We start from the raw sequence: 26,870 nt of genomic DNA on the forward strand, positions 1-26,870 counted from the left end.
TGAACAGATCTTGATTTTCGATCGGCCACTCGTGCCCGCCACGCTCGTGCAGCGCTACAAACGCTTTCTATTCGACGCTCTCCTCGCCGATGGTACGGCATTGACCGGCTCATGCCCCAACACCGGGTCGATGCGCGGACTGACGACGCCGGGTTCGCGCATCTGGATGTCGGAGCATGATAGCCCGACGCGCAAGTACCGGCAGATGCTCGAAATCGTCGAGGCGGATGGTACGCTGGTCGGCATCAACACCGGCCTGCCCAACCGTCTGGCGGAAGAGGCCATTCGGCTCGGACTTGTCGCCGACCTTCATCTCTACGAGAACCTCGCCCGCGAGCAGAAATACGGGCGCAATTCGCGAATCGACATTCTCTTGAGCGACAGCCTGCGCGGTCTTGCCTATGTCGAGGTGAAGAATGTGCATTTCAGTCGCAACCCTGGCGTGGCCGAGTTTCCCGACAGCCCGACTGCACGTGGCGCCAAGCACCTCGAAGAACTGGGAGACATGGTCGAAGCCGGCCATCGCGCGATCATGGTCTACCTAGTGCAGCGCAGCGATTGCGATCACCTGCAGATCTGCCGCGACTACGACCCTGTATATGCCGCTGCCTTCGATCGTGCCATGACCAGAGGTGTCGAGGCCTATGCGGTGAAATGCCTGGTATCGCCCTCCGAGATAGCACCGATCGGCTTGATCGCAATCGATGAGGCAGGTGCCAGCGCTATTCGCAACTTCGCCTGAGTTACCGATTTGGCACGCACGGCATCGCCAACCCTTAGCAACCTGCAACATTCTACGGATAGGCGCAGGCATTGATCCGCGTTAGGCTTGCCGATCTGCTTAGCGGAAGATCGCGGCTGCGAAATACTGTGCGCTGCGCCCTATATCAGTCCCTCAAGGTGCACGGCAGTGGACGAGGCTGCCCCTGCTGGATTATGAAATTCGACAGGAAACAACTGAAAGTTCTGGAATGGTGACTTACATCGAGGCAGGGTCCGCGCCCTATAAGAACACCGGCGTCATCCGCCTCTACGGACCGGAGGGGTTCGAAGGTATGCGCAAGGCCTGTCAGGTGACGGCGCGTTGCCTCGACGAACTGGTGTCGCGCGTTCGGCCCGGGGTGACGACCGAGGAGATCGACCGCTTCGTCTTCGAGTTCGGCATGGACAACGGCGCGCTTCCGGCAACGCTGAACTACCGCGGCTATACCAAGTCGTCCTGCACCTCGATCAACCACGTTGTCTGCCACGGTATTCCGAACGACAAGCCGCTTCGCGACGGCGATATCGTCAATATCGACGTGACCTATGTGATCGATGGCTGGCACGGCGATTCCAGCCGCATGTATCCGGTCGGCGAGATCAAACGTGCCGCCGAGCGGCTTCTCGACGTGACGCATGAGTGCCTGATGCGCGGCATTGCCGCCGTGCGTCCTGGCGCCCGCACCGGCGCGATCGGCGAAGCCATCCAGGCCTATGCCGAAGCCGAACGGTGCTCGGTCGTACGCGACTTCTGCGGACACGGCGTCGGCCGGCTTTTCCACGACGCTCCCAACATCCTGCATTACGGCCGCGCCAACGAGGGGCCGGAACTGCGCGAAGGCATGATCTTCACCATCGAGCCGATGATCAATCTCGGTCGCCCGCACGTGAAGGTGCTTGCCGATGGCTGGACGGCGGTAACACGCGACCGTTCTCTCTCGGCGCAGTACGAGCATACGGTCGGCGTCACGGCTGATGGCTGCGAGATCTTCACGCTCTCGCCGGCCGGCCTCTTCAAGCCTGACATGGCCGCCATGGGCGCCGCATGAAGAAAAACTCCCGCTCATCCGCAGGCGATGCGACGCAGCCGGCGGACGAACGGTCGTTTTTTGCGGCTCTGCAGCCGCAGGACGCGCATGTCTCAGACGCGGCAGCTCAGGCGGTCGAGGCGCACTATCTTGGCCACCGTGATCGGCTGCGAACACGGTATCGCGAGCACGGCGACGCCGCGCTTGCCGACTACGAACTCCTCGAAATGCTGCTGTTCCGGCTTATCCCGCGCAAGGATACCAAGCCGATTGCCAAGGCGCTGCTGACGCGCTTTGGCACGCTTGCCGGTGTATTCGGCGCACCGCTCCCGTTGCTGCAGGAGGTCAAGGGTGTTGGCGAATCGGTCGCGCTCGACCTGAAGCTCGTCTCGACGATCGGGCACCGAACGCTGAAGAGTGACCTGCGCAAGAAGCACATTCTCTCGTCCTGGTCGGCGGTGATCGAATATTGCCACGCGGCTATGGCCTATGAGACCAAGGAGCAATTCCGGATATTATTCCTCGACAAGCGTAATGCGTTGATTGCCGACGAGGTCCAGCAGACGGGCACGATCGACCACACGCCTGTCTATCCGCGCGAGGTCGTCAAGCGCGCACTCGAATTGTCGGCAACCGCGATCATCCTTGCGCATAATCACCCCTCAGGCGACCCCACGCCGTCGCGGGCGGATATCGACATGACCAAGCTGATCGTCGAGACAGCCAAGCCGCTCGGCATTGCGGTGCACGATCACATCATCATCGGCAAGGACGGCCATGTAAGCCTGAAGGGGCTGCGCCTCTTCTAGAGCGTTTCCGATTTGGACGGAATCGCACAAACGCTTTTTTACGCATTTCCTGATGGAAAACCGCTTCGCACTTTTCCTGGAAATGCTCTAGCCGCCGGGCTTTGCAATCAAAGCCATCGGGCGCGGCGGAAGAAGCGATACAGCGTCAGGCAGAGCCCGATGATCACGGCCAGCACCACGAAATAACCGTAGCGGAATTTAAGCTCCGGCATGTCGTCGAAGTTCATCCCGTAGATACCGGCAATTGCCGTCGGCACTGCAAGGATAGCTGCCCAGGAGGCAAGCTTGCGGGAGATCTCCGTCTGCTCGGATTGGCCGATCATCAAGCTGGCTTCAAAGGTGAAGGCCAGAACCTCGCGCAACGCATCGATATCTTCCTGCACGCGGCGGACATGGTCGGTCACATCGCGAAACAGCGGTTGCAGTGCCGCCTCCATGCCGGGCAGATCGATATGCTCGTGCCGCCGGCAGACATCGACCAGCGGCACGGCGGCATTGCGAAGCCTGAGCAGGTTGCGCCGGAGCAGATAGAGCCGTTCGATATCCGCCTTCTCCAGCCGTTGGCGAAGCAGACGATCCTCGAGCCGTTCGACTTCCTCGTGAATGGCCTCGATTACCGGCATGTAATTGTCGACGATGAAATCGAGGATCGAATACAGGATATAGTTCTCACCATGAGCAAGGGCAGCGGGTGACGCTTCGCATCGCTGCCGCACGGCCATATAGGAGGTCGAGGCGCCGTGGCGAACCGAGACGACGTAGCCGCGCCCGACGAAGAGATGCGTTTCGCCGAACGCGATTTCGACTCCGACCATATGAGCGGTGCGGGCAACGACGAAAATCGAATCGCCATAGATCTCAAGTTTAGGACGTTGATGCGCCTTGCAGGCGTCTTCGATCGCCAGGTCATGCAGATCGAACTCGCGCTGCACCTGGCGAAGCAACGCAGCATCCGGTTCATGGAGACCGATCCAGATGACGGCATTCGGGCGGTTTCGCCATTTGCTCGCATCTTCCACCTGAATGTCCTGGATGCGCACGCCGTTTTCGTAGACCGCAGCGGCGATCACGCCCTGCCTGTCCTCCCCATGCGGCGGTTCCGTGGTGCGCGAATAGTCCGAGCTTGGCTCGTTCATCAGGTCGAACGCCATAGAAGACCTCCCATGCCCGCATGAATTCCATGCACCGGTATGCTATTGGGTCATCGAGCATACGCGTATTTCGTCATATTCGCACCCAACAGGTTTCAAAGACGAAAACCACTTCATCAAACTGTGCGATTGACGATATAGACGCATGCGAGCGAGACTTTTCGCAGCGCACAACGATTCTTCCTTTTTTACGGAAATGCCCATGAACCAGTTCGATCTCATCGTCGTCGGAAGCGGACCCGCCGGCCGCCGTGGCGCCATCCAGGCCGCCAAGCTCGGCAAGAAGGTTCTCGTCATCGAACAGGGCAAACGCGTCGGCGGCGTTTCCGTGCACACGGGCACGATCCCGTCGAAGACCCTGCGCGAAACGGCGCTCAATCTCTCGGGTTGGCGCGAACGCGGCTTTTACGGCCGCTCTTACCGCGTCAAGGAGGAGATCAGCGCCGAGGATCTGCGCCAGCGACTGATCATCACCCTCAATCATGAGGTTGAGGTTCTCGAACACCAGTTTGCCCGCAACCGCGTGCAGCAGATGCGCGGCAAGGCAAGTTTCGTCGATCAGACCACGCTTGAAGTGGTCAAGGACGACGGCGAGACTTTGCTCGTTTCGGCGACCAGCATCATGCTTGCCGTCGGCACGAAGCCATTCCGTCCGGACTACATGCCCTTCGACGGCAAGACCGTGCTCGACAGCGACGAGCTGCTCGATATCTCGCAGTTGCCGCGCTCGCTCGTGGTGATCGGCGCCGGCGTCGTCGGCATCGAATATGCGACGATATTCAGTGCGCTAGACACGCAAGTGACGGTGATCGACCCGAAGACGACGATGCTCGACTTCATCGACAAGGAGATTGTCGAGGACTTCACCTATCAATTGCGCGACCGCAACATGAAACTCCATCTCGGGCAGAAGGCGGAAAAGGTCGAACGGCTCGACGATGGTAAGGTTCTGCTGACGCTCGACAACGGCCGCAGGATCGTGACCGACATGGTGCTCTTTGCCGCCGGCCGCATGGGCGCGACCGACACGCTCAATCTTCCGGCCGCCGGGCTCGAAGCCGACAGCCGCGGTCGGCTCAAGGTCAATCCCGAAACCTTCCAGACCTCAGTGCCCAACATCTACGCCGCCGGCGACGTGGTCGGCTTCCCGAGCCTTGCCTCGACTTCGATGGAACAGGGACGCATTGCTGCTCGCGTCGCAGTCGGCGCCATCGCCATGGAGCCGCAAAAATACTTCCCTTACGGCATCTATGCCGTTCCGGAAATCTCCACCTGCGGCCTTTCAGAAGAGGAGGTCAAGGAGCGCGGCATTGCCTATGAATGCGGCATTGCGCGCTTTCGCGAAACCTCGCGCGGCCACATCATGGGGCTCGACTCCGGTCTTTTGAAGATGATCTTTTCGCTAAAGACGCGCCGCCTGCTCGGCGTGCACATCCTCGGTGAAGGCGCGACCGAGCTGGTTCATATCGGCCAGGCCGTGCTGAACCTCAAGGGCACCGTCGAGTACTTTGTCGAGAACACGTTCAACTATCCGACGCTTGCCGAAGCCTACAAGATTGCCGGCCTCGACGCCTGGAACCGCATGGGCGAGATCAAGCCGACGGCTTAAAATGCCGCGAGGCCGGCCAGGTCGGCCCCGAACAAACCGCCGCGAATCAGATAGCCTCGCCGCCCTGACGTCGCCAAATCCGGCCACTTGAGAACGGCATCAAGTGATCGGCCTGGGCTTCGTTTTCACGCATACGGCCCGAATATGCTGCGCATCGTCGGGCCGTGTTTTGGCGAGCGATTGAGCATGGCACTACGCATCCTCTCCCTGAATGCCTGGGGCGGCAAGCTGCATGCGCCGCTGATACCGTATCTTGTCGAAGTCAACGCAGACATCCTGTGTCTGCAGGAGGTCGTGCGCTCTCCGGAGACGAGGTCAGAGTGGCTCCTTTACCGCGATCGCGATGTCGAGCTGCCGCAGCGCGCCAATCTCTTCGACGAGATCTGCGCAGCCCTGCCTGATCATGACGGGTATTTCTGCCCGACGTCGAGAGGCGAGCTTTCCGATGGCGATCGTATGGTCCATTCCGAATTCGGATTGGCGACATTCGTGCGCAAATCCTTTCCCGTCATCGGCCAGGCGCTCGATTTCGTCCATGGCGAGTTTTCGCCCGACGGTTGGGGCGAACATCCGCGCGCCCGAAATGCCCACTGCCTCCGCCTCTTCAACTATGAGCATGGCTTTTCCATAACCATCGCGCAGATGCACGGCCTGCGGACCACGAACGGCAAGGGCGACACGCCGGAGCGGCAGGCGCAGGCGGATGCGCTGGTACAACTTATCGGCCGCATTTGGCCCGGAAACGAAAGGCTCGTCGTCTGCGGCGATTTCAATGTCCTGCCTGAAAGCGCAACCTTTGCGGCGCTCGGCAGTCTCGGCCTGTCCGATCTCGTCACCGGTCGAGGTCACACGGATACACGCACATCGCACTACGGCAAATCAGGGCGTTACGCCGATTACATGCTGGCCACGCCGGATGTCGATGTCATCAGCTTCGACGTTGTCGAACAACCGGAAGTCTCGGATCACCGGGCGTTGCTGCTCGATCTTCGGTAAAGCAAAACGTCTCTGTGCACCCACCACGCACGACAAACATTTCCCCAACAGAAAAGGCCCCGCCGTAAACGGCAGGGCCTCAATTTGTAAGCAATCGAAGAAGTGATTACTCGGCGCTGTCGTCAGCAGCCTTTTTCTTGGCCGGAGCCTTCTTCTTCGGAGCAGCGGCTTCTTCGCCTTCAGCGGCGTCAGCCTTGGCAGCGGCCTTCTTCTTGGCCGGAGCCTTCTTGGCAGCCTTGCCTTCGGTTTCTTCGTCGTCAGCCGTCAGCTCTTCCTTGGAAACCGTCTTGTCGGTTACCGAGATCTCGGAGAGCAGGTGATCGACAACCTTCTCTTCGAACAGCGGAGCGCGCAGCGAAGCGGCGGCACCAGGCGTGTTCTTGAAGTAGTCGAGGATCTGCTTTTCCTGGCCCGGGAACTGGCGGAGCTGTTCGAACAGCGAACGCTGCAGTTCGTCGTCGCTGACCTGAACGCCGGCCTTTTCGCCGATTTCCGAGAGAACGAGGCCGAGGCGAACGCGACGCTCAGCGAGCTTGCGGTATTCGGCGCGTGCTTCTTCTTCGGTGGTTTCTTCGTCAGCGAAGGTCTTGCCGGCCTGCTGCAGATCGGTGTTGATCTGACGCCAGATGTTTTCGAATTCGGCTTCGACGAGGCGCTCCGGCGTATCGAACTGGTAGAGTTCGTCGAGCTGGTCGAGGATCTGACGCTTCACCTTCTGGCGGGTCAGCGAGCCGTACTGGCTCTCGATCTGGCCGCGAACGATTTCCTTCAGCTTGTCAGCCGATTCGAGGCCGAGCTTGGTGGCCAGTTCGTCGTTGATTTCGATGTCCTGGGCCGAAGCAACGTCCTTGACGGTGATGTCGAAGGTGGCTTCCTTGCCAGCGAGGTTCGCTGCCGGGTAATCGGCCGGGAACGTCACGGTGATGGTCTTCTCGTCGCCAGCCTTGACGCCGACGAGCTGCTCTTCGAAGCCCGGGATGAAGCGGTTGGAGCCGAGAACGAGTTCTGCGTCTTCGTCCTTGCCGCCGTCGAAGGCTTCGCCGTCAACCTTGCCGAGGTAGTCGATGGTGACGCGGTCGCCGTTGGCGGCCTTGCCCTTCTTCGATTCGTAGGTGCGAGCGCTTTCAGCGATACGCAGGATCTGCTCGTTGACTTCGTCTTCGGCGATCTCGACGACTTCGCGCGTCACCTTGATGCCGCTGACGTCCTTGAGTTCGATCGCCGGGATGATTTCGTAAGCGACGGTGAACTCGAGGTCAGCCTCAGCGTTGAGGATCTTGTCGGCTTCGGACTCGTCCTCGGTCATCGCGATTTCCGGCTGGGTCGCCGACTTCTCGCCACGGCCCGAAAGGATCTCGGTCGGCTTTTCGCGGACGATCTCGTTGACGAGATCTGCCATGATCGACTTGCCATAGACCTTCTTCAGATGCGCGAACGGCACCTTGCCCGGCCGGAAGCCGTTGATCTTCACACGGTCCTTCACTTCGGCCAGACGCTCGTTCATCCGAGCTTCCATGTCCTTGGCCGGGATAACGACCTTGAGTTCGCGCTTCAGCCCTTGAGCGAGCGTTTCGATAACCTGCATGTTCAAACCTTCATTTCACGTTGACTGTGCTCTTCCCCTTAGAAAGGTCTGGCGAGCACGTGAGCCGATCCATTTGCCGGGAGTGGCTTTACGCAGTTCCGTAACCGTTTTGCAAGCAAAATGGCACTCCAGCCCCCTTCATCATAGCAGAATCCGGACTTTTGGCGCGATGCTTGTCTTGGTGCGGGTAGAGAGACTTGAACTCCCACGCCTTGCGGCACCAGAACCTAAATCTGGCGTGTCTACCAATTTCACCATACCCGCGTTCAGACAATCGCACCGCCTGATCGTATTCCCGCAAGACCAACCAACGGAAATACCGCAGATAGAATGGGCATGCTGAGGTTCAGGGCTTTCCCGAGCGCGGCGTCTCTATATCACTCGTTTTCGCGGGATCAAAGGGAAAATGCGGTTACCCACGACAGATCGATCCGATCCCGCAGCAAGCGGTCAATAGAGCGTCTCTTCGTAGACAGGCGTGCCTTCGACGGCGATCTGCCTTATCTGTGCGCGCCCCGCATTATTGACGCGAACATTGACCGAAAGCGCCTCGGCATTGCGCGCTTGCTCCAGCACCCGGCCCTCGCCCTCCGGAACATAGAATCGCTCGATGCCATATGCGACGTTTATCGATGACGGGTTTTCACTCGACGAAGGGTAATAGGTGAACGGTTGCGATTGAAGCACGACACTGTCATCCGTCGGCGCAAGGGGCTTGAAGGACGCTTGCGCCGCACCCCAGAAGCCGTCCGGTTGTTTTGCCAGACGCACGAAAACCGTCGCTTCCGCCGGCGCCGTCGGCAATCCGTCCTTGAAAAGTGCCGGCGGCAGCCAGGAAATGTCATAGCTCAGGATGACGTAGTCGCCGCGCAGCAGATCCCTCGGATCAACCGGCACGGTCTTCAGCAGGACTTCCTTGCCGTTGCGCAGGATCGAAGCCCGGCTTTCGACCATGTAGCCAAGCGCTGCCGTCTGAAGGACGGCGGCAATCAGCGCGGCGATGAGCGGCGGCAACCAGCGACGCTTTGGCGAGAGACCAGTCATGGCGAAACCTCCTCGCGTCGCGTCCGCATCAGGCGCCCTTCGATCCGGATCACCAGCCAGGCGATCGCCGCCACCAGCAGGCCGGAAATCAGGAAGAAGCCCGAGGTTCCGAGCATTGAGCCCAGCGTCTCGAATGCGAGATAGAGAAGTTCACCAGCAAACGCCGCATAACCGAGGTAACGCACTGCCCCGTTCTGCGCGCCGGCAAGTGCGATCCCAAGCAGAGCGACGATGAGCACGGCCGCGCCGGCGGCCACTTCACTGGTCAAACCGTCAGCTTCAAACTGCAGCACCGAGAAACCGATGAGTGCCAAGGCGAAGGAATAGAATGCGGGCGCGGAGCCGGCTTCAAGCGCGATGGGGCGAAGCGGCGAGCCCGGCATGGCTGCCGCAAGGAAGGCGACAATGCCGCCGCCTGCCAGCGTGCCGGCAAAACCCAAGGACGAGTTCTCGATATAGAGCCAAATCAGCCATCCCGTGACGAGAAGATAGGCGAGGTGCCGCGCGCGACCTGCATCCGTCACACGCACCAGAATGACCACGAGGATGGCGAGCGCCGGGACGAGCCAGGTCTGCCATTCGACGATATCGCCAAGACCGCCCTCCGACAGCAACGTCAGGAAATAGGCCCAGGCCAGCCCGCCGCACACTGTTGTGACAGCCGCCGATCGAAAGGCGAGCGCCGTCACGCAAGCGCCGGCGATCCAGAGCAGGATCGCATCGGCTGCATCACCCGAGAGATGATACATCTGCCCGACCAGGGCAATGCCGGCACCAAACGACATCGCCGCCAGCACCAGAGCCGCCGCGGCCAGGCCGCCATTGCCTCGCCGGAGAAGCAACGCACCGGCAAGATGAAAGCCCCAGATCAAGGCGACAATACCGATCAGGCGGGCAAGACGCGGCAGTGCTTCCCAATTGGCCGCGACAAGCAGCAGGACGGAGGCCGACAGCAGCAGGGCGGCGAGCACCAGCAGAACACGCCCCGCCCGAAAGGTGGATTCGCGACCATCATACTCCGCAAGCATCTGTCGCGCGGAAGCCTCCGGCAGAAGCCCCATGCCAACCCAATGCTTGAAGTCCTTTTCCAGACGACCGCGATACATGCTGCCCCACCTCCTTCGGCGGCCCTGCCCTTGAAGACAAAAACCGAGGCGCTTACCTAATCACGCAATGGCGGAAAAACACAACCATTCGATCGCTCGGACCAGACGTTGGTCCGCCAGGATCTGACGGCTTGCGCAATGCGCATATCTTCCATGCGGATATTGCACTGCACAAATCGATTTAAACACCCTATATTCAAATCATCAGAAGCGAACGAAGGCAAACAGCCAAGCGGACGCTAGCGGCAATGGTCAACCGCCCCGGAGTGCCGGGAAAGACCCGGACGAAAGTTCGATGGAATTCGGAGCGGCGCACTCCTCCTCCCAGCGCCCCTCCGATACGATTGGCAACACTCCTCCTCCCAGTTGCCAATCACCTTCAATGACGCTCGCTGGACCTCCTCCCCCAGCGGGCGTTATTTCTTTTCAGCCCCCCCGTTTTTCATCCATCGCGACCAAGCGAAGCAATTGCACAATATTTGCGCAGATATCTGTCGACTTCACATCGAGGTATGCGCCGCATGCATAGGTGCCATGAGGTAACTGATCTACCCAAATTCGGCAGACTGAAGTACCTTCAACTCATCGATCGGGGCGGCGCACTCCTCCTCCCAGCGCCCCTCGATTTGGATTGGCAGCACTCCTCCTCCCAGTTGCCGATCAGAATAAAACGACGCTCGCTGGATCTCCTCCCCCAGCGGGCGTTGTTTGATTCAGCCATCTTCTTCTCTCTGCAGTCTCTTACGGTTCTGTCGGCATCCGGCAGCACATTGGTGGTATGGCGTCGACATCCCGGCCACAATGAGACTTGCAATAGCTGCATGGGTGCGATGCAGCATTATCTCTGTAACTTCTGCTAAAATCGATTATATTTCGGGTCATCAGATGACGGCCAGCCGAGAGATAAGCGCTGGCACACGACCCTAGAAAGGATAGGATCATGAACCTCGCACGCTCTTTCAACAATTGGCGCAAGTATCGTCAGACCTGCAACGAACTCGGCCGCATGAGCGACCGGGAACTGAGCGACCTCGGCATCGGCCGCGGCGACATCCAGTACGTTGCACGTCAGGCCATCAAGTAATTCCAGGAGCGCTGCTTCGCGCAGCGCGCCGGACATTACCAACGCCCTCCGGTTCATTCCGGGGGGCGTTTTTCGTTGTCGAAATGCTGCCGCAAAATCACCTTCGCAATTGCGAAAGCGCGTCACCGATGGAGTTCTGCTTATAGCCAAGCAATCGTGCCTGGATTGAAGCTGGGAACCGCGGCGACACCGTCGGGCATCCGCGCAGAAAATAGCGCGATTACAAATCCTTAACGGGCCGCGCACGCACTTTAATCAATCTTTAAGTGATGGCGCGTTTTCGAGCGGGTGCAAATGTTGCCCAGCAATTTGGCGATGCACTGCACAAATGCATAGCAGCTGCATTTTCTTTGCACTCCACCTTCCAATTAGACAAGCGTATAAGAACCTCAACGACGCAGACAGATGGCTGTCGCGACAAACCGATCTTGAGGAAAAAGTCATGAACCCGATTCGTATCGCAAAAAGCTGGATTAACTACCGCCGCACCGTTAGCGAGCTCGGCAACCTGTCGAACCACGCTCTCAATGACATCGGCATCACCCGCTACGATATCCGCAACATCGCATCGCGTTCCTTCCGTTAATCGGAACGAACGACCAGACTTCCAAGACGGCGCCTTCAGGCGCCGTTTTCGTTTGTTCCCGGCGCAACGGCGGTTGGAACGACAGGACGAGCATGGTAGGAAGCCGACCATGAGCAAAGACACCTCCTCCCACTCTCCCATTCATGTCATCGGCGGCGGCCTTGCCGGCTCCGAAGCGGCCTGGCAGATCGCCGAGGCCGGCGTTCCGGTCGTGCTGCACGAGATGCGCGGCGTCCGCGGCACCGATGCACATAAGACGGACGGCCTTGCCGAACTCGTCTGTTCCAACTCGTTCCGCTCCGATGATGCGACCAGCAATGCCGTCGGCGTACTCCACGCCGAAATGCGCCTTGCAGGCTCGCTGATCATGAAGGCGGCCGATGCCAACCAGGTTCCGGCCGGCGGCGCGCTTGCCGTCGACCGCGACGGCTTCTCCGACGCCGTCACCGCGGCGATCGACGGCCATCCGCTGATCACCGTGGTACGCGAAGAAATCCGCGGCCTGCCGCCGAAGGAATGGGACCTTGCAGTAATTGCAACCGGTCCGCTGACAGCGCCTGATCTCGCCGAATCGATCCGCCAGGAAACGGGCGCTGATGCGCTTGCCTTCTTCGACGCCATCGCGCCGATCGTCTATACCGAGACGATCGACATGGACATCTGCTGGTACCAATCACGCTATGACAAGGTCGGCCCCGGCGGTACGGGCAAGGACTATATCAACTGCCCGATGAACGAAGAGCAGTACAACGCCTTCATCGACGCACTCGTGGCCGGCGACAAGACCGGCTTCAAGGAGTGGGAAGGCACGCCTTACTTCGATGGCTGCCTGCCGATCGAGGTGATGGCGGAGCGCGGACGCGAGACGCTTCGCTACGGACCGATGAAACCGATGGGGCTCACCAACGCCCACAATCCGACGGTCAAGGCCTATGCCGTCGTCCAGCTTCGTCAGGACAATGCGCTCGGCACGCTCTACAACATGGTCGGTTTCCAGACGAAGCTGAAGTATGGCGCGCAGGCGGAAGTCTTCCGGATGATCCCCGGTCTCGAGAACGCCGAGTTCGCGCGCCTCGGCGGCCTGCACCGCAACACCTATATCAACTCGCCGACCCTGCTCGACGGCACACTAACTCTCAAGTCGCGGCCAGGCCTGCGCTTTGCCGGTCAGATCACTGGCTGCGAGGGTTATGTCGAGAGCGCAAGCATCGGCTTGCTGGCCGGCAGGTTCGCCGCGGCGGAACGCAAGGGTGAAACTTTGGCTGCACCGCCGGCAACGACGGCCTTCGGCGCGCTGCTCAACCACATCACCGGCGGTCACATCGTTTCCGACGACGAGCCGGGCAAACGTTCGTTCCAGCCAATGAACGTCAACTTCGGCCTGTTCCCGCCGCTGGAACCCGGCGCCATCATCAAGCCCGAAGGCGCCAAGCGCTTCCGCGGCAAGGAAAAGGCCGCAGCGAAGAAACAGGCCACGGCCGCCCGAGCGCTCGGCGACTGCGCCGCCTGGCTGAACGGATGCGCCTGAGAGCCAAACATTTCCTCGCAAACCGGATCCACTCCGGTTTGCGAGGGCTTTCCTTTTACAGAACTAAACTGATGTCATGAATGCCCGCAGCGTTTGCTAGCGGAGCGCCGGCTATTCGCTCGCCTGCGCCGAAGACGGCACATTTGCCTCGTCTGCCGTAAACTCGGACTTCGGGCTGAAACTGCCCAACAGCCACAACGATACCTCGGCCGCCTCGGCAGCGTTGTGAAATTCGAACGCGTTGTCGAGATAGGCGAAATCAGGGAAATGGACAATCAGACCGCGGCCGCTGTCCGAACTGTTGACCCGGACTTTTCCCGGCTGAATGACGTGGCAGACATAATGCGTGCCGTGCGACTGGATGAAACCAGCCTTGCCGTCATGCAGCCGCAGAAAAATTGCCTTGCGGTCCGCCGTCGAATGAAGTGCACGGATCGCTTCGTCCGGAAAGGCGCGCCCGAACTCGACCATTGCCGAGCCAGCATCCGGATCGTCCCAATCCCGCTCGGCCCGTGCGTTCATCCACATGTAGAAGGCGCCGGCGAGAATGGCGATGATGATGAAAAGCAGCCAGAGCATCAGACAGGCCCCCTAAGTCGGTAATGAGTCGATAGGGTGTGTTTATACGATGCGAGCCTTGCGCCAATTTGACCAGCCTCGTGCCGTGGCTAGCTGGCCTACAACATGCCGCGCAGGTCTCGGCACCAAAGCGCGCCGCCATCTTTCGCTAACGTTTGACTTCGCTTCAAGCTCTGGTTTTTGTGCAGGTCGTTATAGCAAAGCCATTGAACACATTTGCGCGGCCGGCTTCAAAACCGCTTGCGCCTGCTCGCCCACCACATCCACCACTGCCGCCGCCATTGCGCCGGCCTTATCGGATTGCGCAGCAACTCTGCGCCGACAGCATCCGCGCGATTGAAGATCGGCTCGGCGAGGGCCAGGGGAACGAAGGCGGCGAAATTGTCGGGTGAGATCGTGTCGAGCCGGGCGCGCGCCTTGGCCAGATGATCGCGGCCGAAACCGGCGAAGGCCCGGATCGCCCGCCCGATTGCTTGCCCGTCTTCTCCGGCGAGCAGCGCTTCGCGGTCAAGCCCGGTTGCTCGCAGAAGCTCGGCCGGCAGATAGACCTGGCCGCGGCGGGAATGTTGCGGCAGGAGCAGAAGCAGGCCTGCGACGGTCTGCGCGACGCCGGCATGACCGGCTGCCTCCGCAGACCTTGCGGCGTTCTGCGGATCGAGGACGAGCGACGACAGCTGAATGAGCGCCGAGGCGGTCTCGCCGGCGTAACCTTCGAACGCCGCCCTGTCCTCCATCGGATCATCGTAGAGGTCGAAGATCCGTGCATCGATCATGTTCTGAAATACAGCGATCGGAAGCCGATGCTTACGAATGCACGCGAGCAACGCCCGCGCGAGCGGATGCCCCTCGCCCGTCGCCGCTTCGTTCTCCAACAGCTCCCGCCACCATTGCATTCGGATTTCACCGGGGATGGGCTCGTGCACGAGTTCGCGAATGCGGGCGAGCTCGGCGTTGAAGGCATAGAGCGGAGCGAGTGACGGCTGGCTGGCCACCGGCGCCAGCAGACAGGCGAGGTAACGGTCGCGATCCGTGTCCCTGAGGTCGGTCAGGATCTGGGCATCAATGTCTTGCACGCAAGTCTTCCCCTGGCCGCTATCAGACGGCAATCAGCGCGACGGCGACCGCACGCGCTTCGGCCAGCATCACGTTGTAGGTTCTGACAGCTGCTCCCGTGCTCATCGGATCGGACGAGATGTTCAATGCACGCAGGGCCGTTTTCAGCTCGGCCGGCAGTTGCCGGATATCGAGGCCGGTGCCGACCAACAGCACCTCGATGTCACTCGCTTCGTCCAGCACGCGCTGGAACTTCTCGACCAACAACGGATCGCCTTCAACAACGTCCCACGCATAGACGCCCGATGGCAGCATCAGCACGGAGCCGCGGTGCGACATATCGGCAAAGCGGAAGCCGCCATTGCCATAGGCATCGATCGGGGCGCGCCCCGGAAAATGCGCTTCGCGGATCTCGATACCCTTGGGCATTTCAGACTGAACCCTTTGCCGTTTGCGCCGCTCCGGCGCCCGGGCCGGAGGAATTCTCCCCGCCCTGGAAATGGTCCGTCCGCTTGCGGAAGAGAATGAGGATCGGACCAGCGATATAGATCGAAGAGATCGTGCCGACGATGACGCCAAACAAGAGGGTAACGCTGAAAGAGCGGATAAGACCGCCACCGAAGAGGTAGAGCGCCGCCAGCGCCAGCACCGTCGTCAGCGCCGTCAGGATCGTGCGCGACAGCGTCTGGTTGATCGAGGCGTCGATCAACACCGACAGCGGCATCTTCTTGTAGCGGCCGAGGTTCTCCCGGATACGATCATAGATGACGACCGTATCGTTCAGGGAGTAACCGACGATGGTCAGAACGGCGGCGATGCTGCCGAGATTGAACTCGATGCCGGTTATCACCAGGAAGCCGATCGTCAGCAGCACGTCGTGCAGGGTTGCGATGATGGCGCCGAGCGCGAAACGCCATTCGAAGCGCAGCCACACGTAAAGCAGGATCGCAGCAAAGGAGACCGCAAGCCCAATAGTGCCGGCGCGCGTCAATTCGCCCGAGACAACCGGACCGACGACTTCGACGCGCTTGAACGCATATTCGTCGCTGAGCTCTGCCCGGATGACGCCGATCGCGGTCTGCTCGGCGTTGTCGCCGGCTTCCTGTGACGGCACGCGCACCAGGACATCGTTACCAGAACCCAGATGCTGTACCTGAACTTCGCCGAGGTTCAACTCATCGAGCCGCACGCGCAGATCGGCGATATCGACATTGCCGGCCTTGCTTTCGAGTTCGATGATCGAGCCACCCTTGAAGTCGACCCCCAGATTGAGACCGAGACTTGCGAGCAGCAGTACGGAAGCAACCGACAAGGCGGCCATGACGATGAAGACCGGGTTGCGGATCGCCATGAAGCGGATGTCGAGATCGCTGAAGCGTCCCGTACGAATACCCTTCGGCAGATGCTGCGCCTTCCAGCCGCGCAGCCAGGCCTTGGCGATCCTGCGGGTGATCGTGTAGGCGGTAAACAAGGTCGTGAAGCTGCCGATCGCAAGCGTGACGGCGAAGCCGCGCACGGGACCAGACCCAAGGTAGAAAAGGATCGCACCGGCAATCAGCATCGTTAGATTGGCATCGAAAAGGCTGCTGAACGCGCGCGCAAAGCCCTTGTTGACCGATTGGACCAGCGGTTGACCACCGCGCGCTTCCTCGCGGATGCGCTCATAGATCAAAACGTTGGAATCGACAGCCACGCCGATGGTCAGAATGATTGCGGCAATACCCGGCAATGTCAGCGTCGCACCGGTGAGTGAAAGTGCGGCGATGATCAAAATGAGATTCACGGCCAGAGCCGCGACGGCGAAGATGCCGAAGACGCCGTAGAAGAAAATCATCGAAACAGCGACTGCAACGGCAGCGATGAAGCCGGCCTTGAGGCCGTCACCGATCGCGTCATCGCCCACGCCCGGCCCGACGGTCCGCTCCTCGACGACAGTCAACGTCGCCGGTAGTGGCCCGGTTCTGACGAGGGCTGCGAGATCGGTGGCACCCTCCTCCGGCAGATCGGCGGTAATGATTGCCGTATCGCCCTTGACGGCAGCCGCAAGTGTCGGCGCAGCGACGACCTGGTCGTCGAGAATGATCGCGACTTTCTGGTCGGCGCCCTTTGCCTGAAGTGCGGCAACACGGCCGGTTGCCGCCGGTGTCAGCTTGATCGCGACCGACGCCTCGGCACTTGTCGCGTCGATATCCGGCTGCGCGGCGGTGAAGTCTTCGCCCGACAGCAGCCGGGTCTTCTCGACGAGATAGGGTATCGGCGGATCGTCGAAGGAATAAAGAACTTCGCTGCCGGCCGGCGGCTGCGCTTCAACAGCCTGCTCAACGGGCACGGCGACATTCAGCATCTGGAAGGAAACGCGGGCGCGCTGGCTAAGCAGGTCCTTCAGGCGCTGCGGATCCGCCAGACCCGGCACCTGGACGATAAGCCGATCATCACCCCGGCGCTGGATCAGGGGGTCTGCCACCCCGACTTCGGCAATCCGGCGCCGAACGACGTCCATGGTCTGTGCCAGAGCCTGCGACATCCTGTAGTCGATGCCTTCGTCGCTCAGGCGAAGGCGGATCAAGTCGTCTGCCTCGGCGCTGTCGAAGGCAAGTTCGGTAACTTCGTCGCTGACCAGACCACCAGTTTCCACCGGTGCCATGAGCGGAGCAAGCGCCGCACGCGCTGTCGGCAACTTGGCTCGGTCACGAACCCGCAGCGAGATCAACTGACCTTCGCCCGACAGGCCGAAATAGGCAATGTCGGCATCGCGCAGCGCTTTGCCGACATCATTTGTCACCGCTTCAAGCCGCTCGGCGAGAATGTCCTCGCGCGAGGCCTGCAGCATGAAATGCGAGCCACCCTGGAGGTCGAGCCCCAACGCCACCTGACGGTGCGGAAGCCACGAAGGCAGCGCATCCGCCTGTTCCTTCGTCAGGAAGTTCGGCATCGCGAGCGCGACACCCAAAAGCACTGCCAGCCAAACAAGAGCGCTCTTCAACGGCTTCAGATTGGACATGCCTCAAACGCTCCGTTTCCCGGACACATCCGGTTGTGGCTGGACTTCGATTATTCCTTTACGGGTTCGCCCTTGACGCGAACTTCCGATACGCCGCTGCGAACGACGCGAATCTTGATGCCTTCGGCAATTTCGACTTCCAGCTCGCTATCGTCGACCACCTTCGTCACCTTGCCGACGATGCCGCCGCCGGTCACGACCTGGTCACCGCGACGGATGTTCTTCAGCAGCTCGTCGCGGCGCTTCATCTGTGCACGCTGCGGGCGAATGATGAGGAAATACATAACAACAAAGATCAGCAGGAAGGGCAGAATGGACATAAGGATGTCCGCGCCGCCGGTCGACGGGGCGCCGGCTGTCTGCGCAAAAGCTTCGGTAATGAACATCGATCACTCCTTGAGTTCAAAATATGCGGCGGTTCCTCCGCGCCAAATCGGCCGGAATATAAGGGCGCGCAGCCGCAATGCAAAGCGACGGCACCCGTATCCGTTCCAGTGCCTCTGACATAATTTGGGCAAGAGGAGAACCCCCTCTCCCACCCAGTGCGGCCTTTTCCAGCGCAAACCTGCGTGCTACCCGGTTAAACCGAAGCCAAGTGACTGATTCAGCAAGCGGAGATGGACCGATGAGTGAAACAAAGATCGACGTTCTCATCAAGGAAATGCAGAAGCTTTCCGCGGCGATCGAACGCATCGCCGGCCCCGCTGCCGCTGCCAACGATTGGGACGCGGCAGAGTGCTTCGTCTGGGCGCCGGCAAGCCACCACTTGCAGCCGGTCAAAAGACCGAACCGGATCGAACTGTCGCTGATCACCGGCGTCGACCACGTGCGTGATATCCTGGTCGACAACACGTTGCGCTTTACCGAAGGTTATCCGGCAAACAACGTGCTTCTGTGGGGCGCGCGCGGCATGGGGAAATCCTCGCTGGTCAAATCGGTTCACGCACAGGTCGCACGCGATACGGGCATCGCCGTGAAGCTGGTGGAGGTTCACCGCGAGGATATCGCGACGCTACCGGCGCTGATGGAAATCCTGAAATCCGCGCCGGTGCCGGTGATCGTTTTCTGCGACGACCTTTCCTTCGACCATGACGACACGTCCTACAAGTCGCTCAAAGCCGTGCTCGACGGTGGCGTCGAGGGGCGTCCGACCAACGTATTGCTCTACGCCACGTCCAACCGGCGTCATCTTCTGCCGCGGCACATGATGGAAAACGAGCAATCGACCGCCATCAACCCATCGGAAGCAGTCGAAGAGAAAGTATCATTGTCGGATCGCTTCGGACTGTGGCTCGGCTTCCACAAATGCAGCCAGGAAGATTATCTGGCGATGATCGACGGCTATGCGGCTCACTACGGCCTTGCGGTGGACAAGGATATTCTGCACGCCGATGCGCTGGAATGGTCGACGACGCGGGGAGCAAGGTCCGGCCGCGTCGCCTGGCAGTTCATTCAGGATCTGGCCGGTCGCCTGCGCCACCGGCTGGAAGGCTAAGCCGCCTATTCCAGGAACGTGGCCGGGTTCACGGCGCTGGCGTTCTTGCGCACTTCGAAGTGGACTTGCGGCTGGCTTGCGCGGCCGGTCATACCGGATGCCGCGAGCGTCTGGCCGCGCTGCACCTTCTGGCCGCGCTGGACTTTCAGTTCGGAAGCATTGCCGTAGACGGTGACCGTGCCGTCGTCGTGACGGATGAGAACGGCGTTGCCCAGTTCCTTCAGGCTGCTGCCGGAGTAGATGACCACACCATTTTCAGCTGCCTTGATCGGCGTGCCCTCGGGCACGGAGATGTTGATGCCGTCGTTGCGGTTGCCATCGACATTGGCGCCGTAGCCGGCAACGACCGCGCCGCGTACCGGCCAGCGATACTTGCTGATACCCGTCGACTTCGGCGATTCCTCGTCAACGTCAGGGGTCTTGCTGGCGACTTCGGACACGCTCTGCTTGGCAACGGGAGGCTGGTACTCGGCGGGCTTGCTCTTGTCGAGCGCGGCGACCTGACCTTCGGCTTTCTTGGGCGGAACCGATGCCGTCTTCACCTGGTCGGTCGCTGCGCCCGGCACCTTCAACGTCTGGCCGACACGGATCGATTCTGCCGTCAGGCCGTTGGCCTGCTTGAGGGCGCCGACCGAAACACCCGTTGCCTTGGCGATACGATTGAGGGAATCACCCGGCTTGACGGTGTACGAGCCGTTGCCGCTGCCCTCGCCCGTCGAAGCGACCTTGCCTGCAGCAACATCCGTCTTGCCTGCACTCTTATCGCGGGACTGCGACTGACCGGGCAGGATTGCGACATCGCGCTGATCGGTCGGCAAGGGCGATGGCTGGCGCTTGCTGCCATCCAGATCGGTCATCGTGTTGGACGCGGCAGCCTTCGCGGCACTGCTCGCAACACCGAAGGTCGGGATCACCAGGCGCTGACCGGGCTCGACCTGTCCAGCGGTCTTCAATCCGTTGGCCTTCAGGATTTCCTTTTCAGGAACACCGAAACGCTTGGAGAGAATGGACACACTGTCGCCCTGGCGAACCATGATCGAGGGAGCATTCTGCGTCGTCCAGCCGCTCTTGCTCGCAGTATCGTTGACGGCAGCGGGCAATGCCTGACGCGTGGCCGTGGAGACCTGCTCGACCTGGCGTGCGGCTGGGAACGGTTGCGGATCAATACGCTGGCTGGAGGCCGCCGTCGGATCGGCGAGGGTCGAACGCTGCACGCTCATCGGCGTCGAGGCGGCGCGGGCGCTGGAGACCGGCGTCGACGCCGTATTGACCGGATCGTAGCCACCGTTCGCCGCGGGATAAGGCTGCCCGAGAGCCGAGTTGCGCGTATCGGCCGGAGAGACAACAGCCATCTGGCCGCTGTCGACATCGCCGCGCGGCACCGGCGTGGTATTTCTCTGAATTGAGCTGGTCGTCAGCGTGTCCGATCGCGAAAACAAGCCGTCGAAACGGCTGGCGTCGGAGCTGCACCCTGTGGCAACGCCTGCCAGCAAAACTGCTGCACACAGGCGGATCGTGGACTTTCCAACCTTGGGAGATACAAACTGACGCATGACGCTTACCCACTCCGAACGCAACTCGATGTGGGATGATTAAAGCGTATTAGAGTTACCGCACGGTTAAGGGCGACACCACCAAAGACCTAGTTTGACAGAATGCTAACCATAGACCGGTGCAAAGGCTCGCCTTAGCGGCGCTGCAAACTTAGATCAGTTCGGAATAGAGGCGTTCGATCTCGGAGACGGCACGCCGCTCGGTTGGCTCGCCCTCATAGCTAATGCTTGTCAGATCCCAGGCAAAAATCTGGCGTCCAGCCGGCGCTGCGGGAGCTTCCGACTGCGCAGTCTTGTCTTCCTCGAGAAGCACGCTCACCAGCGTCTGGAACGTCGTCTCTCCATCAAGGCCGCTTGCCTGATCGTATTCGAGCGAGCGTAGCCCGGCGACAGCCGCCTCACGCGTCCCGAAATAGCGCAGGCTATGCTGGTCCTCGGACCGCAGGCCATCATAGTACTCGATGAAGCCCTTGTAGTAGCCACTGTGATCACCGGTCTCCAGGAACTTTCCGAACGCCTGGTATTCCCGCAAGGCCAATTGCGGCGACAGGCGGTTGTTCCACTCGTCGCGCGTCAGGGCCGGTTGGCCGTCGGAGGATCTTCTGTTCTGACTGAGATAAAGCAGCGCATCGGCGGAAAGCGAAATCCGCGGCGTCGGATCGAAGAACGTGGCCTGCATCGCCTGAGCGGCATTTTCATCCTTACCGCCTGCGCCGGATTGCCCCGCCGCACGGCCGGCAAGGTTGCCCAGTCCATCGCCTGATGCCGCGGCCGTCAGCCTGTTCGCAATCTGCATGTGCCGTCTCCGTCAACCGCACGACCAGATCGCCTTTCCGAACCGCATAGAAATTCAGCGACTCGCAAGGCCAAACCTTTCGTGCAGCCGAAGGCGTATGGCGCGAAGCTTGCGCGAAACTGGAGAGATTAGGATTTTGTTAACCAATAGACGGTCGTCGGGGCGATCCGCCCGCCCTCATCACGTGGCCACGACGAGGATCTCTGCGTCGCACTTTTAAAAGAGCCGCCATGCCTACTGCATGTTTTCTTAAATCGCATTCGATTTAAGGATAAAAACATGCAGCAATTCAAAGTGCTACAGCGACCTTTGCGCGTCTAATAAGACGCGCGGCGCTGTAGTGTCCTGAGACGTCACGATCCGTGAGCACGGCTCTGACGAGCCGCGCCATGCTCCAATTCCCCCACATGAATGTGCATGGTTGGGCTCCAAGCCGTAGCGGGACAGCACAGATCACGCAAGTGGGTTGCTAACCTAGAGGTAAGACGCCAGTTGCGGAACGATCGGAAGGTAAGGCGCGTCGAACAGATCCTCACGATCGAGGCGGCTGCCGGTGCGGCTGACACGAACGATGCGACAATGCGTTTCGCTCATCATGATCGGAACGACCAGCGTTCCGCCGGACACGAGATGGTCGGAGAACATGCGCGGCAGGCTGTTGAACGCAGCGGTAATCAAGATGCGATCGAACGTGCCCTCGCCCGGTACTCCGGCACTGCCATCGGCATGGCGGACGATGACATTGCGCACACCCGACTTTTCCAGGCTTTTCTGCGCAGTGGAGACGAGTGTCTGGTAGCGGTCGATTGTCAGCACGCGCTCGGCGATGCGGCCCATCACTGCAGCGGTAAAGCCGCTGCCGGTTCCCACCTCGAGGATGCGCTGCCCGGACTTGAGGTTAAGGCAGTGCAACAGCCGGACGGCGAAGTCATAGCCTTCCATGAACGAGCCGCAGTCGAGTGGGATCGTCCGCTGCGAATGAGCGTCCGCCTGGAACTGCGGCGGCGCGAAATGGCCGCGCTGCGTCTGCTCGACCGCGTTCAGCAGGCCCTGGTTGCTGATGCCTTCGGCGCGCAGCCGCAAGACCATCGCCGCAAAGCCTTCCTGTTCCGAAACACGTCCGCTCAAGCGACGGTCCCTTCGCTCAAGGCCCGTGCCAGACGGTCCTGCACTGAATAGTCGGTCAGGTCGAGCTTGAGCGGCGTCACCGAGATCCGGTTTTCACGAAGCGCGTGGATATCGGTACCGGCGCGAAAATCACCGAAGCGCTCGCCAAAACGCAGCCAGAAGTAGGGAAAGCCGCGACCGTCGGCACGCTCGTCGATGGAAAGACCGAAGTCGAGCTTGCCTTGCGAAGTCACTTCGGTGCCGGCGACGGCATCGGCGGAGCACTTCGGGAAGTTGAGGTTGAGCAACGTACCATCAGGAAGATCAACTGCCAGCAGGCTGCGGATCAACGCAGGCGCGTGACGCTCGACCACGTCCCAGGCCACCGCCTCGCCGACGACGTGGCTGTAGGCCTGGCTCAACGCCATGGAGCGGATGCCCTGCAGCGTTCCCTCGATCGCACCGGCGACGGTGCCGGAATAGGTGACGTCGTCAGCCATGTTGGCGCCGATATTGACGCCCGATAGGACGAGATCCGGCTTGCTGTCCAGCACCTTGCGCACAGCCATGATCACGCAATCAGTCGGCGTGCCCCTGAGCGCAAAACGCTTCTCGGAGATCTGACGCAAGCGCAGCGGTTCCGACAACGTCAGCGAATGGGCAAGACCGCTCTGATCGGCCTCGGGCGCCACCACCCAGACATCCTCGGAAAGCGTCTTGGCTATCCGCTCGAGGACCGCAAGGCCTTCGGCGTGGATGCCATCGTCGTTTGTCAGCAGGATCCGCATTGCGATTTCTTTCCCGTCAGGCAGCTTTTTCGATACGTTTCTGGCCGCCCATATAGGGAAGCAATACATCCGGCACCGAAACCGAGCCGTCGGCGTTCAGGTAATTTTCGATAACGGCGATCAGGGCGCGGCCGACGGCGACGCCGGAACCGTTCAGCGAGTGAACGAACCTTGTGCCCTTGTCTTCCTTGTTGCGGTAACGCGCATTCATGCGCCGCGCCTGGAAATCGCCGCAGACCGAGCAGGACGAAATCTCGCGATATGTGTCCTGTCCCGGCAACCAGACCTCGAGATCGTAGGTCTTGCGGGCGCCAAAGCCCATGTCGCCGGTGCAAAGCGTCATCACGCGGTAGTGCAGACCCAGACGCTTCAGCACTTCTTCGGCGCAGGCAGTCATGCGCTCATGCTCGGCAACGGACGTCTCGGCATCGGTGATCGACACGAGTTCGACCTTGTTGAACTGGTGCTGGCGCAGCATGCCACGCGTGTCGCGGCCCGAAGAACCGGCCTCCGAACGAAAGGACGGGGTCAACGCGGTAAAGCGCAACGGCAGCTTTTCGCCATCGAGGATCTGCTCGCGCACGATGTTGGTCAATGGCACTTCCGCCGTCGGGATCAACCAGCGATCGTCGGTTGTGCGGAACAGGTCTTCGGCAAATTTCGGCAGTTGGCCGGTGCCGTACATCGCATCGTCACGCACCAATAGCGGCGGCTGTACTTCGGTATAGCCGTGCTCTTGGGTGTGCAGGTCGAGCATGAACTGGCCGAGCGCGCGTTCGAGCCGGGCGAGCTGGCCCTTCAGGATGGTGAAGCGGGATCCGGCAATGCGCGCGGCTCCCTCAAAATCCATCAGCCCGAGCGCCTCGCCGACTTCGAAATGCTCGCGCGGCTGGTGGTTCCAGGTGGGTTTGGCACCGATAACCCGTGTCACGACATTGCCCGCCTCGTCCGAACCAACAGGGACGTCGTCGAGCGGAATATTAGGAAGACGCGACAGGGCGTCGTTCAGTTCGGCTTCGACCTGGCGGCTCTCTTCCTCGAGCGCCGGCATTGAATTCTTCAGTTCGGCAACTTCGGCCTTGAGCTTTTCGGCGAGCTCATTGTTCTTCTGTGCCATGGCCGCGCCGATATCCTTCGACGCCGCGTTGCGGCGCGACTGCATGTCCTGCAGCGACTGAAGGATTGTGCGGCGACGTTCGTCGATGGCGATCAGCGACGCAGACGATGGTTCCGCGCCCCGCTTCGCCAGGGCGGCATCCAGCACATCGGCATTCTCACGGATCCATTTGATATCAAGCATTGTCGTTCCACGCGTTTTGCAGGTCACGGCGCGGAACCGTCGAATGCTCAGCCCTTTGCGGGGCCAACCTCTTCGGAAGTTTCTTCCTGCGACTGGGCAGCCTCACGCTTGAGCGCATCCGCTGCCCGCTGTCTCTCGACGAGTCGCGCCGTATAGATCGAAATTTCGTAGAGAAGGATGGCGGGCAGTGCAAGGCCGATCTGGGAGACTGGGTCCGGCGGTGTCAGGACGGCCGCGACAATGAAGGCAATCACGATCGCGTATTTGCGCTTCTCGGCAAGTCCCTGTGCGCTGACGAAGCCAACGCGGGCCAGAAGCGTGGTGACCACCGGCAGCTGGAACACGAGGCCGAAAGCAAAGACCAGCGACATGATCAGGCTCAGATATTCCGAGACCTTGGGCAGAAGCTGGATTGCAACATGCCCCTCGTCACCGCCCTGCTCCATCGCCAGGAAGAACCACATGACCATCGGCGTGAAGAAGAAATAGACGAGCGCGCCACCGAGCAGGAACAGGAGCGGCGAGGCAATCAGGAACGGCAGGAATGCCGCACGCTCGTTCTTGTAGAGGCCGGGGGCGACGAACTTGTAGATCTGCGACGCGATCACCGGAAAGGCGATCACGAGAGCGCCGAACATCGCCACCTTGATCTGGGTGAAAAAGAACTCCTGCGGAGCAGTGTAGATCAGCTCGACATTGCGTTGATCCATCCCGGCCCAACCGACCGCCCATTTGAACGGCAGCACCAGAAGGTTGAAGAGACCCTTGGCAAAGTAGAAGCAGACGAGAAAGGCGATGAAGAACGCGCCAACGGCCCACATCAGCCGCTTTCTGAGCTCGATCAGATGTTCGATCAGCGGCTGCGGCCGGTCCTCGATATCGCCGCTCATACGTCACCTTTCTTGCGCGTTGCCGCGCGTGTCTTTTGTGTTTTTTCTTTCGGCTGCTCTGCCTCGACCTTGGAAGGCCTCTTTGCAGCCGTCTTGGCGGGTGCAGATTTGGCGGTTGCCGCCTTCGCCGGTGAGGCCTTCTTGGGCGCGGGCGTAGCGTCTGCCTTGGCCTTCGTTACCCGTTTCGGCTTTGCCGCAGGCTCAGAAGCTTCGGCACGCTGCATTTGCCGGCTGGCAGAACCAATCGCCGCGGCCGCAATGCTGTTGGCTGGCTTTGCCTCGGCCGCGCCAACGGCAACCGGTTCCACGGAGGAAACTGGCGGCTCTGCAGCGGATACGGGCGCCTTGTCTGGTGATGCGGCCTTCTGGAGATCGGATTTGATCTCGTTGCCGATCTGGCGCAACGGGTTCATCGCGTCACGTAGCGCATTTGCCGGATTGAGGCTTTGCGCGTCGCTGATCGTTTTACGGACGTCTTCGAGATCCGCCTCACGCAACGCCTCATCGAATTGCTGGCGGAAATCCGACGCCATGCCGCGCAGCTTCGACGTCATGCGGCCAAAGGCGCGCAACATCGGCGGCAAATCCTTCGGTCCGACAACAACGATCAGTACGATGGCAATGACGACTAGCTCGGTCCAGCCGATATCAAGCATTCGATATGTCCTGCAAACCCGTGGTGCGGCCGGCCGGGAGGTAATCCCAGCCTGGCGCTATCGGTGCTCGATCGTTAGCGAACTTCGTCAGACTTGTGATCAACAGTCTTGCCGTCGAGCGGCTTGTCGGCGGAAGCGACGTCGTCGTCGTTCATGCCCTTCTTGAAACTCTTGATGCCCTTGGCAACGTCGCCCATCAGTTCCGGAATCTTGCCGCGACCGAACAACAACAGCACCACGACCAGAACGATCAGCCAGTGCCAGATACTAAAGGAACCCATGCGTTTACTCCCTCTGAGCCTTCCCCGATTTAGGCCCTATTCGCGTGTCAATTTTCAGGCGCGCCACCAGCACAGCCTCTTTT

General features: G+C 60.5%; 26 protein-coding genes and 1 tRNA gene. 9 read left to right on the plus strand and 18 right to left on the minus strand.

The window, feature by feature from the left end; all coding sequences use genetic code 11:
• The first annotated feature begins 10 nt into the window (after positions 1-10).
• From sfsA to radC, 3 genes are all read left to right on the plus strand, one after another.
• Positions 11-742, plus strand: a complete 732-nt coding sequence (gene sfsA / locus ASD52_RS21680; RefSeq protein ID WP_025426877.1) for a DNA/RNA nuclease SfsA — start codon at positions 11-13, stop codon at positions 740-742.
• 229 nt (positions 743-971) lie between these two features.
• Complete coding sequence (map, locus tag ASD52_RS21685; protein WP_057205024.1) at positions 972-1,811, plus strand: type I methionyl aminopeptidase; 840 nt, start codon at positions 972-974, stop codon at positions 1,809-1,811.
• The gene (gene radC / locus ASD52_RS21690) at positions 1,808-2,599 is read left to right on the plus strand and encodes a DNA repair protein RadC (RefSeq protein ID WP_057225486.1); all 792 of its coding nucleotides are present in this window, start codon (positions 1,808-1,810) and stop codon (positions 2,597-2,599) included. The genes map and radC overlap by 4 nt, the downstream gene beginning before the upstream one ends.
• 107 nt (positions 2,600-2,706) lie before the next feature.
• Here the strand turns inward: radC and ASD52_RS21695 are convergent, their stop codons facing one another.
• Entirely contained in the window at positions 2,707-3,750 is a 1,044-nt protein-coding gene (locus tag ASD52_RS21695) for a magnesium and cobalt transport protein CorA (protein WP_025426874.1), read from the minus strand.
• Between the two features lie 202 nt (positions 3,751-3,952).
• On the opposite strand from ASD52_RS21695, the gene sthA reads away from it, so the two are divergent.
• Both sthA and ASD52_RS21705 read left to right on the plus strand, forming a co-directional pair.
• On the plus strand, positions 3,953-5,359 hold the full coding sequence (sthA, locus tag ASD52_RS21700) for a Si-specific NAD(P)(+) transhydrogenase (protein ID WP_025426873.1): 1,407 nt from the start codon (positions 3,953-3,955) through the stop codon (positions 5,357-5,359).
• A 186-nt stretch (positions 5,360-5,545) separates the two neighbouring features.
• A complete protein-coding gene (locus ASD52_RS21705) occupies positions 5,546-6,355 on the plus strand; it encodes an endonuclease/exonuclease/phosphatase family protein (protein WP_025426872.1) in 810 nt (269 codons plus the stop codon).
• Positions 6,356-6,461: 106 nt separating this feature from the next.
• Here ASD52_RS21705 and tig read toward each other — a convergent pair whose 3' ends face one another.
• From tig to ASD52_RS21725, 4 genes are all read right to left on the minus strand, one after another.
• Positions 6,462-7,940 (minus strand): trigger factor, encoded by a 1,479-nt coding sequence (tig, locus tag ASD52_RS21710; protein ID WP_025426871.1) that lies wholly within the window; start codon positions 7,938-7,940, stop codon positions 6,462-6,464.
• A gap of 179 nt (positions 7,941-8,119) precedes the next feature.
• Positions 8,120-8,204, minus strand: a tRNA-Leu gene (locus ASD52_RS21715).
• Positions 8,205-8,390: 186 nt separating this feature from the next.
• Positions 8,391-8,984: a GDYXXLXY domain-containing protein gene (locus tag ASD52_RS21720; RefSeq protein WP_025426870.1), complete on the minus strand. Its 594-nt coding sequence runs from the start codon at positions 8,982-8,984 to the stop codon at positions 8,391-8,393.
• The gene (locus ASD52_RS21725; protein WP_057205027.1) at positions 8,981-10,090 is read right to left on the minus strand and encodes a DUF2157 domain-containing protein; all 1,110 of its coding nucleotides are present in this window, start codon (positions 10,088-10,090) and stop codon (positions 8,981-8,983) included. The genes ASD52_RS21720 and ASD52_RS21725 overlap by 4 nt, the downstream gene beginning before the upstream one ends.
• 940 nt (positions 10,091-11,030) lie before the next feature.
• On the opposite strand from ASD52_RS21725, the gene ASD52_RS37655 reads away from it, so the two are divergent.
• The 3 genes from ASD52_RS37655 to trmFO all read left to right on the plus strand — a co-directional run bounded on the left by ASD52_RS37655 (position 11,031) and on the right by trmFO (position 13,288).
• Complete coding sequence (locus tag ASD52_RS37655; RefSeq protein ID WP_067698887.1) at positions 11,031-11,174, plus strand: DUF1127 domain-containing protein; 144 nt, start codon at positions 11,031-11,033, stop codon at positions 11,172-11,174.
• Positions 11,175-11,616: 442 nt separating this feature from the next.
• Positions 11,617-11,760: a DUF1127 domain-containing protein gene (locus ASD52_RS37660; RefSeq protein WP_065781539.1), complete on the plus strand. Its 144-nt coding sequence runs from the start codon at positions 11,617-11,619 to the stop codon at positions 11,758-11,760.
• A gap of 109 nt (positions 11,761-11,869) precedes the next feature.
• Complete coding sequence (gene trmFO, locus ASD52_RS21730) at positions 11,870-13,288, plus strand: methylenetetrahydrofolate--tRNA-(uracil(54)-C(5))-methyltransferase (FADH(2)-oxidizing) TrmFO (RefSeq protein WP_025426868.1); 1,419 nt, start codon at positions 11,870-11,872, stop codon at positions 13,286-13,288.
• A 111-nt stretch (positions 13,289-13,399) separates the two neighbouring features.
• Here trmFO and ASD52_RS21735 read toward each other — a convergent pair whose 3' ends face one another.
• The 5 genes from ASD52_RS21735 to yajC form a co-directional block, all read right to left on the minus strand.
• The gene (locus ASD52_RS21735; RefSeq protein ID WP_025426867.1) at positions 13,400-13,867 is read right to left on the minus strand and encodes a hypothetical protein; all 468 of its coding nucleotides are present in this window, start codon (positions 13,865-13,867) and stop codon (positions 13,400-13,402) included.
• Positions 13,868-14,097: 230 nt separating this feature from the next.
• A complete protein-coding gene (locus tag ASD52_RS21740) occupies positions 14,098-14,940 on the minus strand; it encodes a phytoene/squalene synthase family protein (protein WP_025426866.1) in 843 nt (280 codons plus the stop codon).
• A gap of 22 nt (positions 14,941-14,962) precedes the next feature.
• Positions 14,963-15,349: an Mth938-like domain-containing protein gene (locus ASD52_RS21745; protein WP_025426865.1), complete on the minus strand. Its 387-nt coding sequence runs from the start codon at positions 15,347-15,349 to the stop codon at positions 14,963-14,965.
• Between the two features lies 1 nt (position 15,350).
• Positions 15,351-17,921, minus strand: coding sequence for a protein translocase subunit SecDF (gene secDF, locus ASD52_RS21750; RefSeq protein WP_057214180.1), 2,571 nt, complete (start codon positions 17,919-17,921; stop codon positions 15,351-15,353).
• Positions 17,922-17,971: 50 nt separating this feature from the next.
• Positions 17,972-18,307: a preprotein translocase subunit YajC gene (yajC, locus tag ASD52_RS21755; RefSeq protein ID WP_025426863.1), complete on the minus strand. Its 336-nt coding sequence runs from the start codon at positions 18,305-18,307 to the stop codon at positions 17,972-17,974.
• 239 nt (positions 18,308-18,546) lie between these two features.
• Between yajC and ASD52_RS21760 the strand changes: the two genes are divergently transcribed.
• Entirely contained in the window at positions 18,547-19,416 is an 870-nt protein-coding gene (locus ASD52_RS21760; RefSeq protein ID WP_025426862.1) for an ATP-binding protein, read from the plus strand.
• Between the two features lie 5 nt (positions 19,417-19,421).
• Here the strand turns inward: ASD52_RS21760 and ASD52_RS21765 are convergent, their stop codons facing one another.
• The 8 genes from ASD52_RS21765 to ASD52_RS21800 form a co-directional block, all read right to left on the minus strand.
• Positions 19,422-20,969: a peptidoglycan DD-metalloendopeptidase family protein gene (locus ASD52_RS21765; RefSeq protein WP_025426861.1), complete on the minus strand. Its 1,548-nt coding sequence runs from the start codon at positions 20,967-20,969 to the stop codon at positions 19,422-19,424.
• A gap of 151 nt (positions 20,970-21,120) precedes the next feature.
• Positions 21,121-21,765, minus strand: coding sequence for a hypothetical protein (locus ASD52_RS21770; protein WP_025426860.1), 645 nt, complete (start codon positions 21,763-21,765; stop codon positions 21,121-21,123).
• Between the two features lie 474 nt (positions 21,766-22,239).
• Positions 22,240-22,893, minus strand: a complete 654-nt coding sequence (locus ASD52_RS21775; RefSeq protein WP_057214183.1) for a protein-L-isoaspartate(D-aspartate) O-methyltransferase — start codon at positions 22,891-22,893, stop codon at positions 22,240-22,242.
• Positions 22,890-23,660: a 5'/3'-nucleotidase SurE gene (gene surE, locus ASD52_RS21780; RefSeq protein WP_057205034.1), complete on the minus strand. Its 771-nt coding sequence runs from the start codon at positions 23,658-23,660 to the stop codon at positions 22,890-22,892. Before surE ends, ASD52_RS21775 begins: the two co-directional genes overlap by 4 nt.
• 16 nt (positions 23,661-23,676) lie before the next feature.
• Positions 23,677-24,960 (minus strand): serine--tRNA ligase, encoded by a 1,284-nt coding sequence (gene serS / locus ASD52_RS21785; protein ID WP_025426857.1) that lies wholly within the window; start codon positions 24,958-24,960, stop codon positions 23,677-23,679.
• A gap of 47 nt (positions 24,961-25,007) precedes the next feature.
• A complete protein-coding gene (tatC, locus tag ASD52_RS21790) occupies positions 25,008-25,850 on the minus strand; it encodes a twin-arginine translocase subunit TatC (protein WP_025426856.1) in 843 nt (280 codons plus the stop codon).
• Positions 25,847-26,506, minus strand: a complete 660-nt coding sequence (gene tatB / locus ASD52_RS21795) for a Sec-independent protein translocase protein TatB (protein ID WP_025426855.1) — start codon at positions 26,504-26,506, stop codon at positions 25,847-25,849. The genes tatC and tatB overlap by 4 nt, the downstream gene beginning before the upstream one ends.
• Positions 26,507-26,580: 74 nt before the next feature.
• Entirely contained in the window at positions 26,581-26,787 is a 207-nt protein-coding gene (locus ASD52_RS21800) for a twin-arginine translocase TatA/TatE family subunit (RefSeq protein ID WP_025426854.1), read from the minus strand.
• Positions 26,788-26,870 lie beyond the last annotated feature (83 nt).

Source organism: Ensifer sp. Root142, from assembly GCF_001426785.1.
Lineage (GTDB): Bacteria > Pseudomonadota > Alphaproteobacteria > Rhizobiales > Rhizobiaceae > Ensifer > Ensifer canadensis.

What these genes read in the sequence shown, in the direction of transcription:
- map (WP_057205024.1), top strand. Translation starts at nt 972, where the DNA reads ATGGTGACTTACATCGAGGCAGGGTCCGCGCCCTATAAGAACACCGGC.
- radC (WP_057225486.1), top strand. Translation starts at nt 1,808, where the DNA reads ATGAAGAAAAACTCCCGCTCATCCGCAGGCGATGCGACGCAGCCGGCG.
- ASD52_RS21695 (WP_025426874.1), bottom strand. Translation starts at nt 3,750, where the DNA reads ATGGCGTTCGACCTGATGAACGAGCCAAGCTCGGACTATTCGCGCACC.
- sthA (WP_025426873.1), top strand. Translation starts at nt 3,953, where the DNA reads ATGAACCAGTTCGATCTCATCGTCGTCGGAAGCGGACCCGCCGGCCGC.
- ASD52_RS21705 (WP_025426872.1), top strand. Translation starts at nt 5,546, where the DNA reads ATGGCACTACGCATCCTCTCCCTGAATGCCTGGGGCGGCAAGCTGCAT.
- tig (WP_025426871.1), bottom strand. Translation starts at nt 7,940, where the DNA reads ATGCAGGTTATCGAAACGCTCGCTCAAGGGCTGAAGCGCGAACTCAAG.
- ASD52_RS21720 (WP_025426870.1), bottom strand. Translation starts at nt 8,984, where the DNA reads ATGACTGGTCTCTCGCCAAAGCGTCGCTGGTTGCCGCCGCTCATCGCC.
- ASD52_RS21725 (WP_057205027.1), bottom strand. Translation starts at nt 10,090, where the DNA reads ATGTATCGCGGTCGTCTGGAAAAGGACTTCAAGCATTGGGTTGGCATG.
- ASD52_RS37655 (WP_067698887.1), top strand. Translation starts at nt 11,031, where the DNA reads ATGAACCTCGCACGCTCTTTCAACAATTGGCGCAAGTATCGTCAGACC.
- ASD52_RS37660 (WP_065781539.1), top strand. Translation starts at nt 11,617, where the DNA reads ATGAACCCGATTCGTATCGCAAAAAGCTGGATTAACTACCGCCGCACC.
- trmFO (WP_025426868.1), top strand. Translation starts at nt 11,870, where the DNA reads ATGAGCAAAGACACCTCCTCCCACTCTCCCATTCATGTCATCGGCGGC.
- ASD52_RS21735 (WP_025426867.1), bottom strand. Translation starts at nt 13,867, where the DNA reads ATGCTCTGGCTGCTTTTCATCATCATCGCCATTCTCGCCGGCGCCTTC.
- ASD52_RS21745 (WP_025426865.1), bottom strand. Translation starts at nt 15,349, where the DNA reads ATGCCCAAGGGTATCGAGATCCGCGAAGCGCATTTTCCGGGGCGCGCC.
- secDF (WP_057214180.1), bottom strand. Translation starts at nt 17,921, where the DNA reads ATGTCCAATCTGAAGCCGTTGAAGAGCGCTCTTGTTTGGCTGGCAGTG.
- yajC (WP_025426863.1), bottom strand. Translation starts at nt 18,307, where the DNA reads ATGTTCATTACCGAAGCTTTTGCGCAGACAGCCGGCGCCCCGTCGACC.
- ASD52_RS21760 (WP_025426862.1), top strand. Translation starts at nt 18,547, where the DNA reads ATGAGTGAAACAAAGATCGACGTTCTCATCAAGGAAATGCAGAAGCTT.
- ASD52_RS21765 (WP_025426861.1), bottom strand. Translation starts at nt 20,969, where the DNA reads ATGCGTCAGTTTGTATCTCCCAAGGTTGGAAAGTCCACGATCCGCCTG.
- ASD52_RS21770 (WP_025426860.1), bottom strand. Translation starts at nt 21,765, where the DNA reads ATGCAGATTGCGAACAGGCTGACGGCCGCGGCATCAGGCGATGGACTG.
- surE (WP_057205034.1), bottom strand. Translation starts at nt 23,660, where the DNA reads ATGCGGATCCTGCTGACAAACGACGATGGCATCCACGCCGAAGGCCTT.
- serS (WP_025426857.1), bottom strand. Translation starts at nt 24,960, where the DNA reads ATGCTTGATATCAAATGGATCCGTGAGAATGCCGATGTGCTGGATGCC.
- tatC (WP_025426856.1), bottom strand. Translation starts at nt 25,850, where the DNA reads ATGAGCGGCGATATCGAGGACCGGCCGCAGCCGCTGATCGAACATCTG.
- tatB (WP_025426855.1), bottom strand. Translation starts at nt 26,506, where the DNA reads ATGCTTGATATCGGCTGGACCGAGCTAGTCGTCATTGCCATCGTACTG.
- ASD52_RS21800 (WP_025426854.1), bottom strand. Translation starts at nt 26,787, where the DNA reads ATGGGTTCCTTTAGTATCTGGCACTGGCTGATCGTTCTGGTCGTGGTG.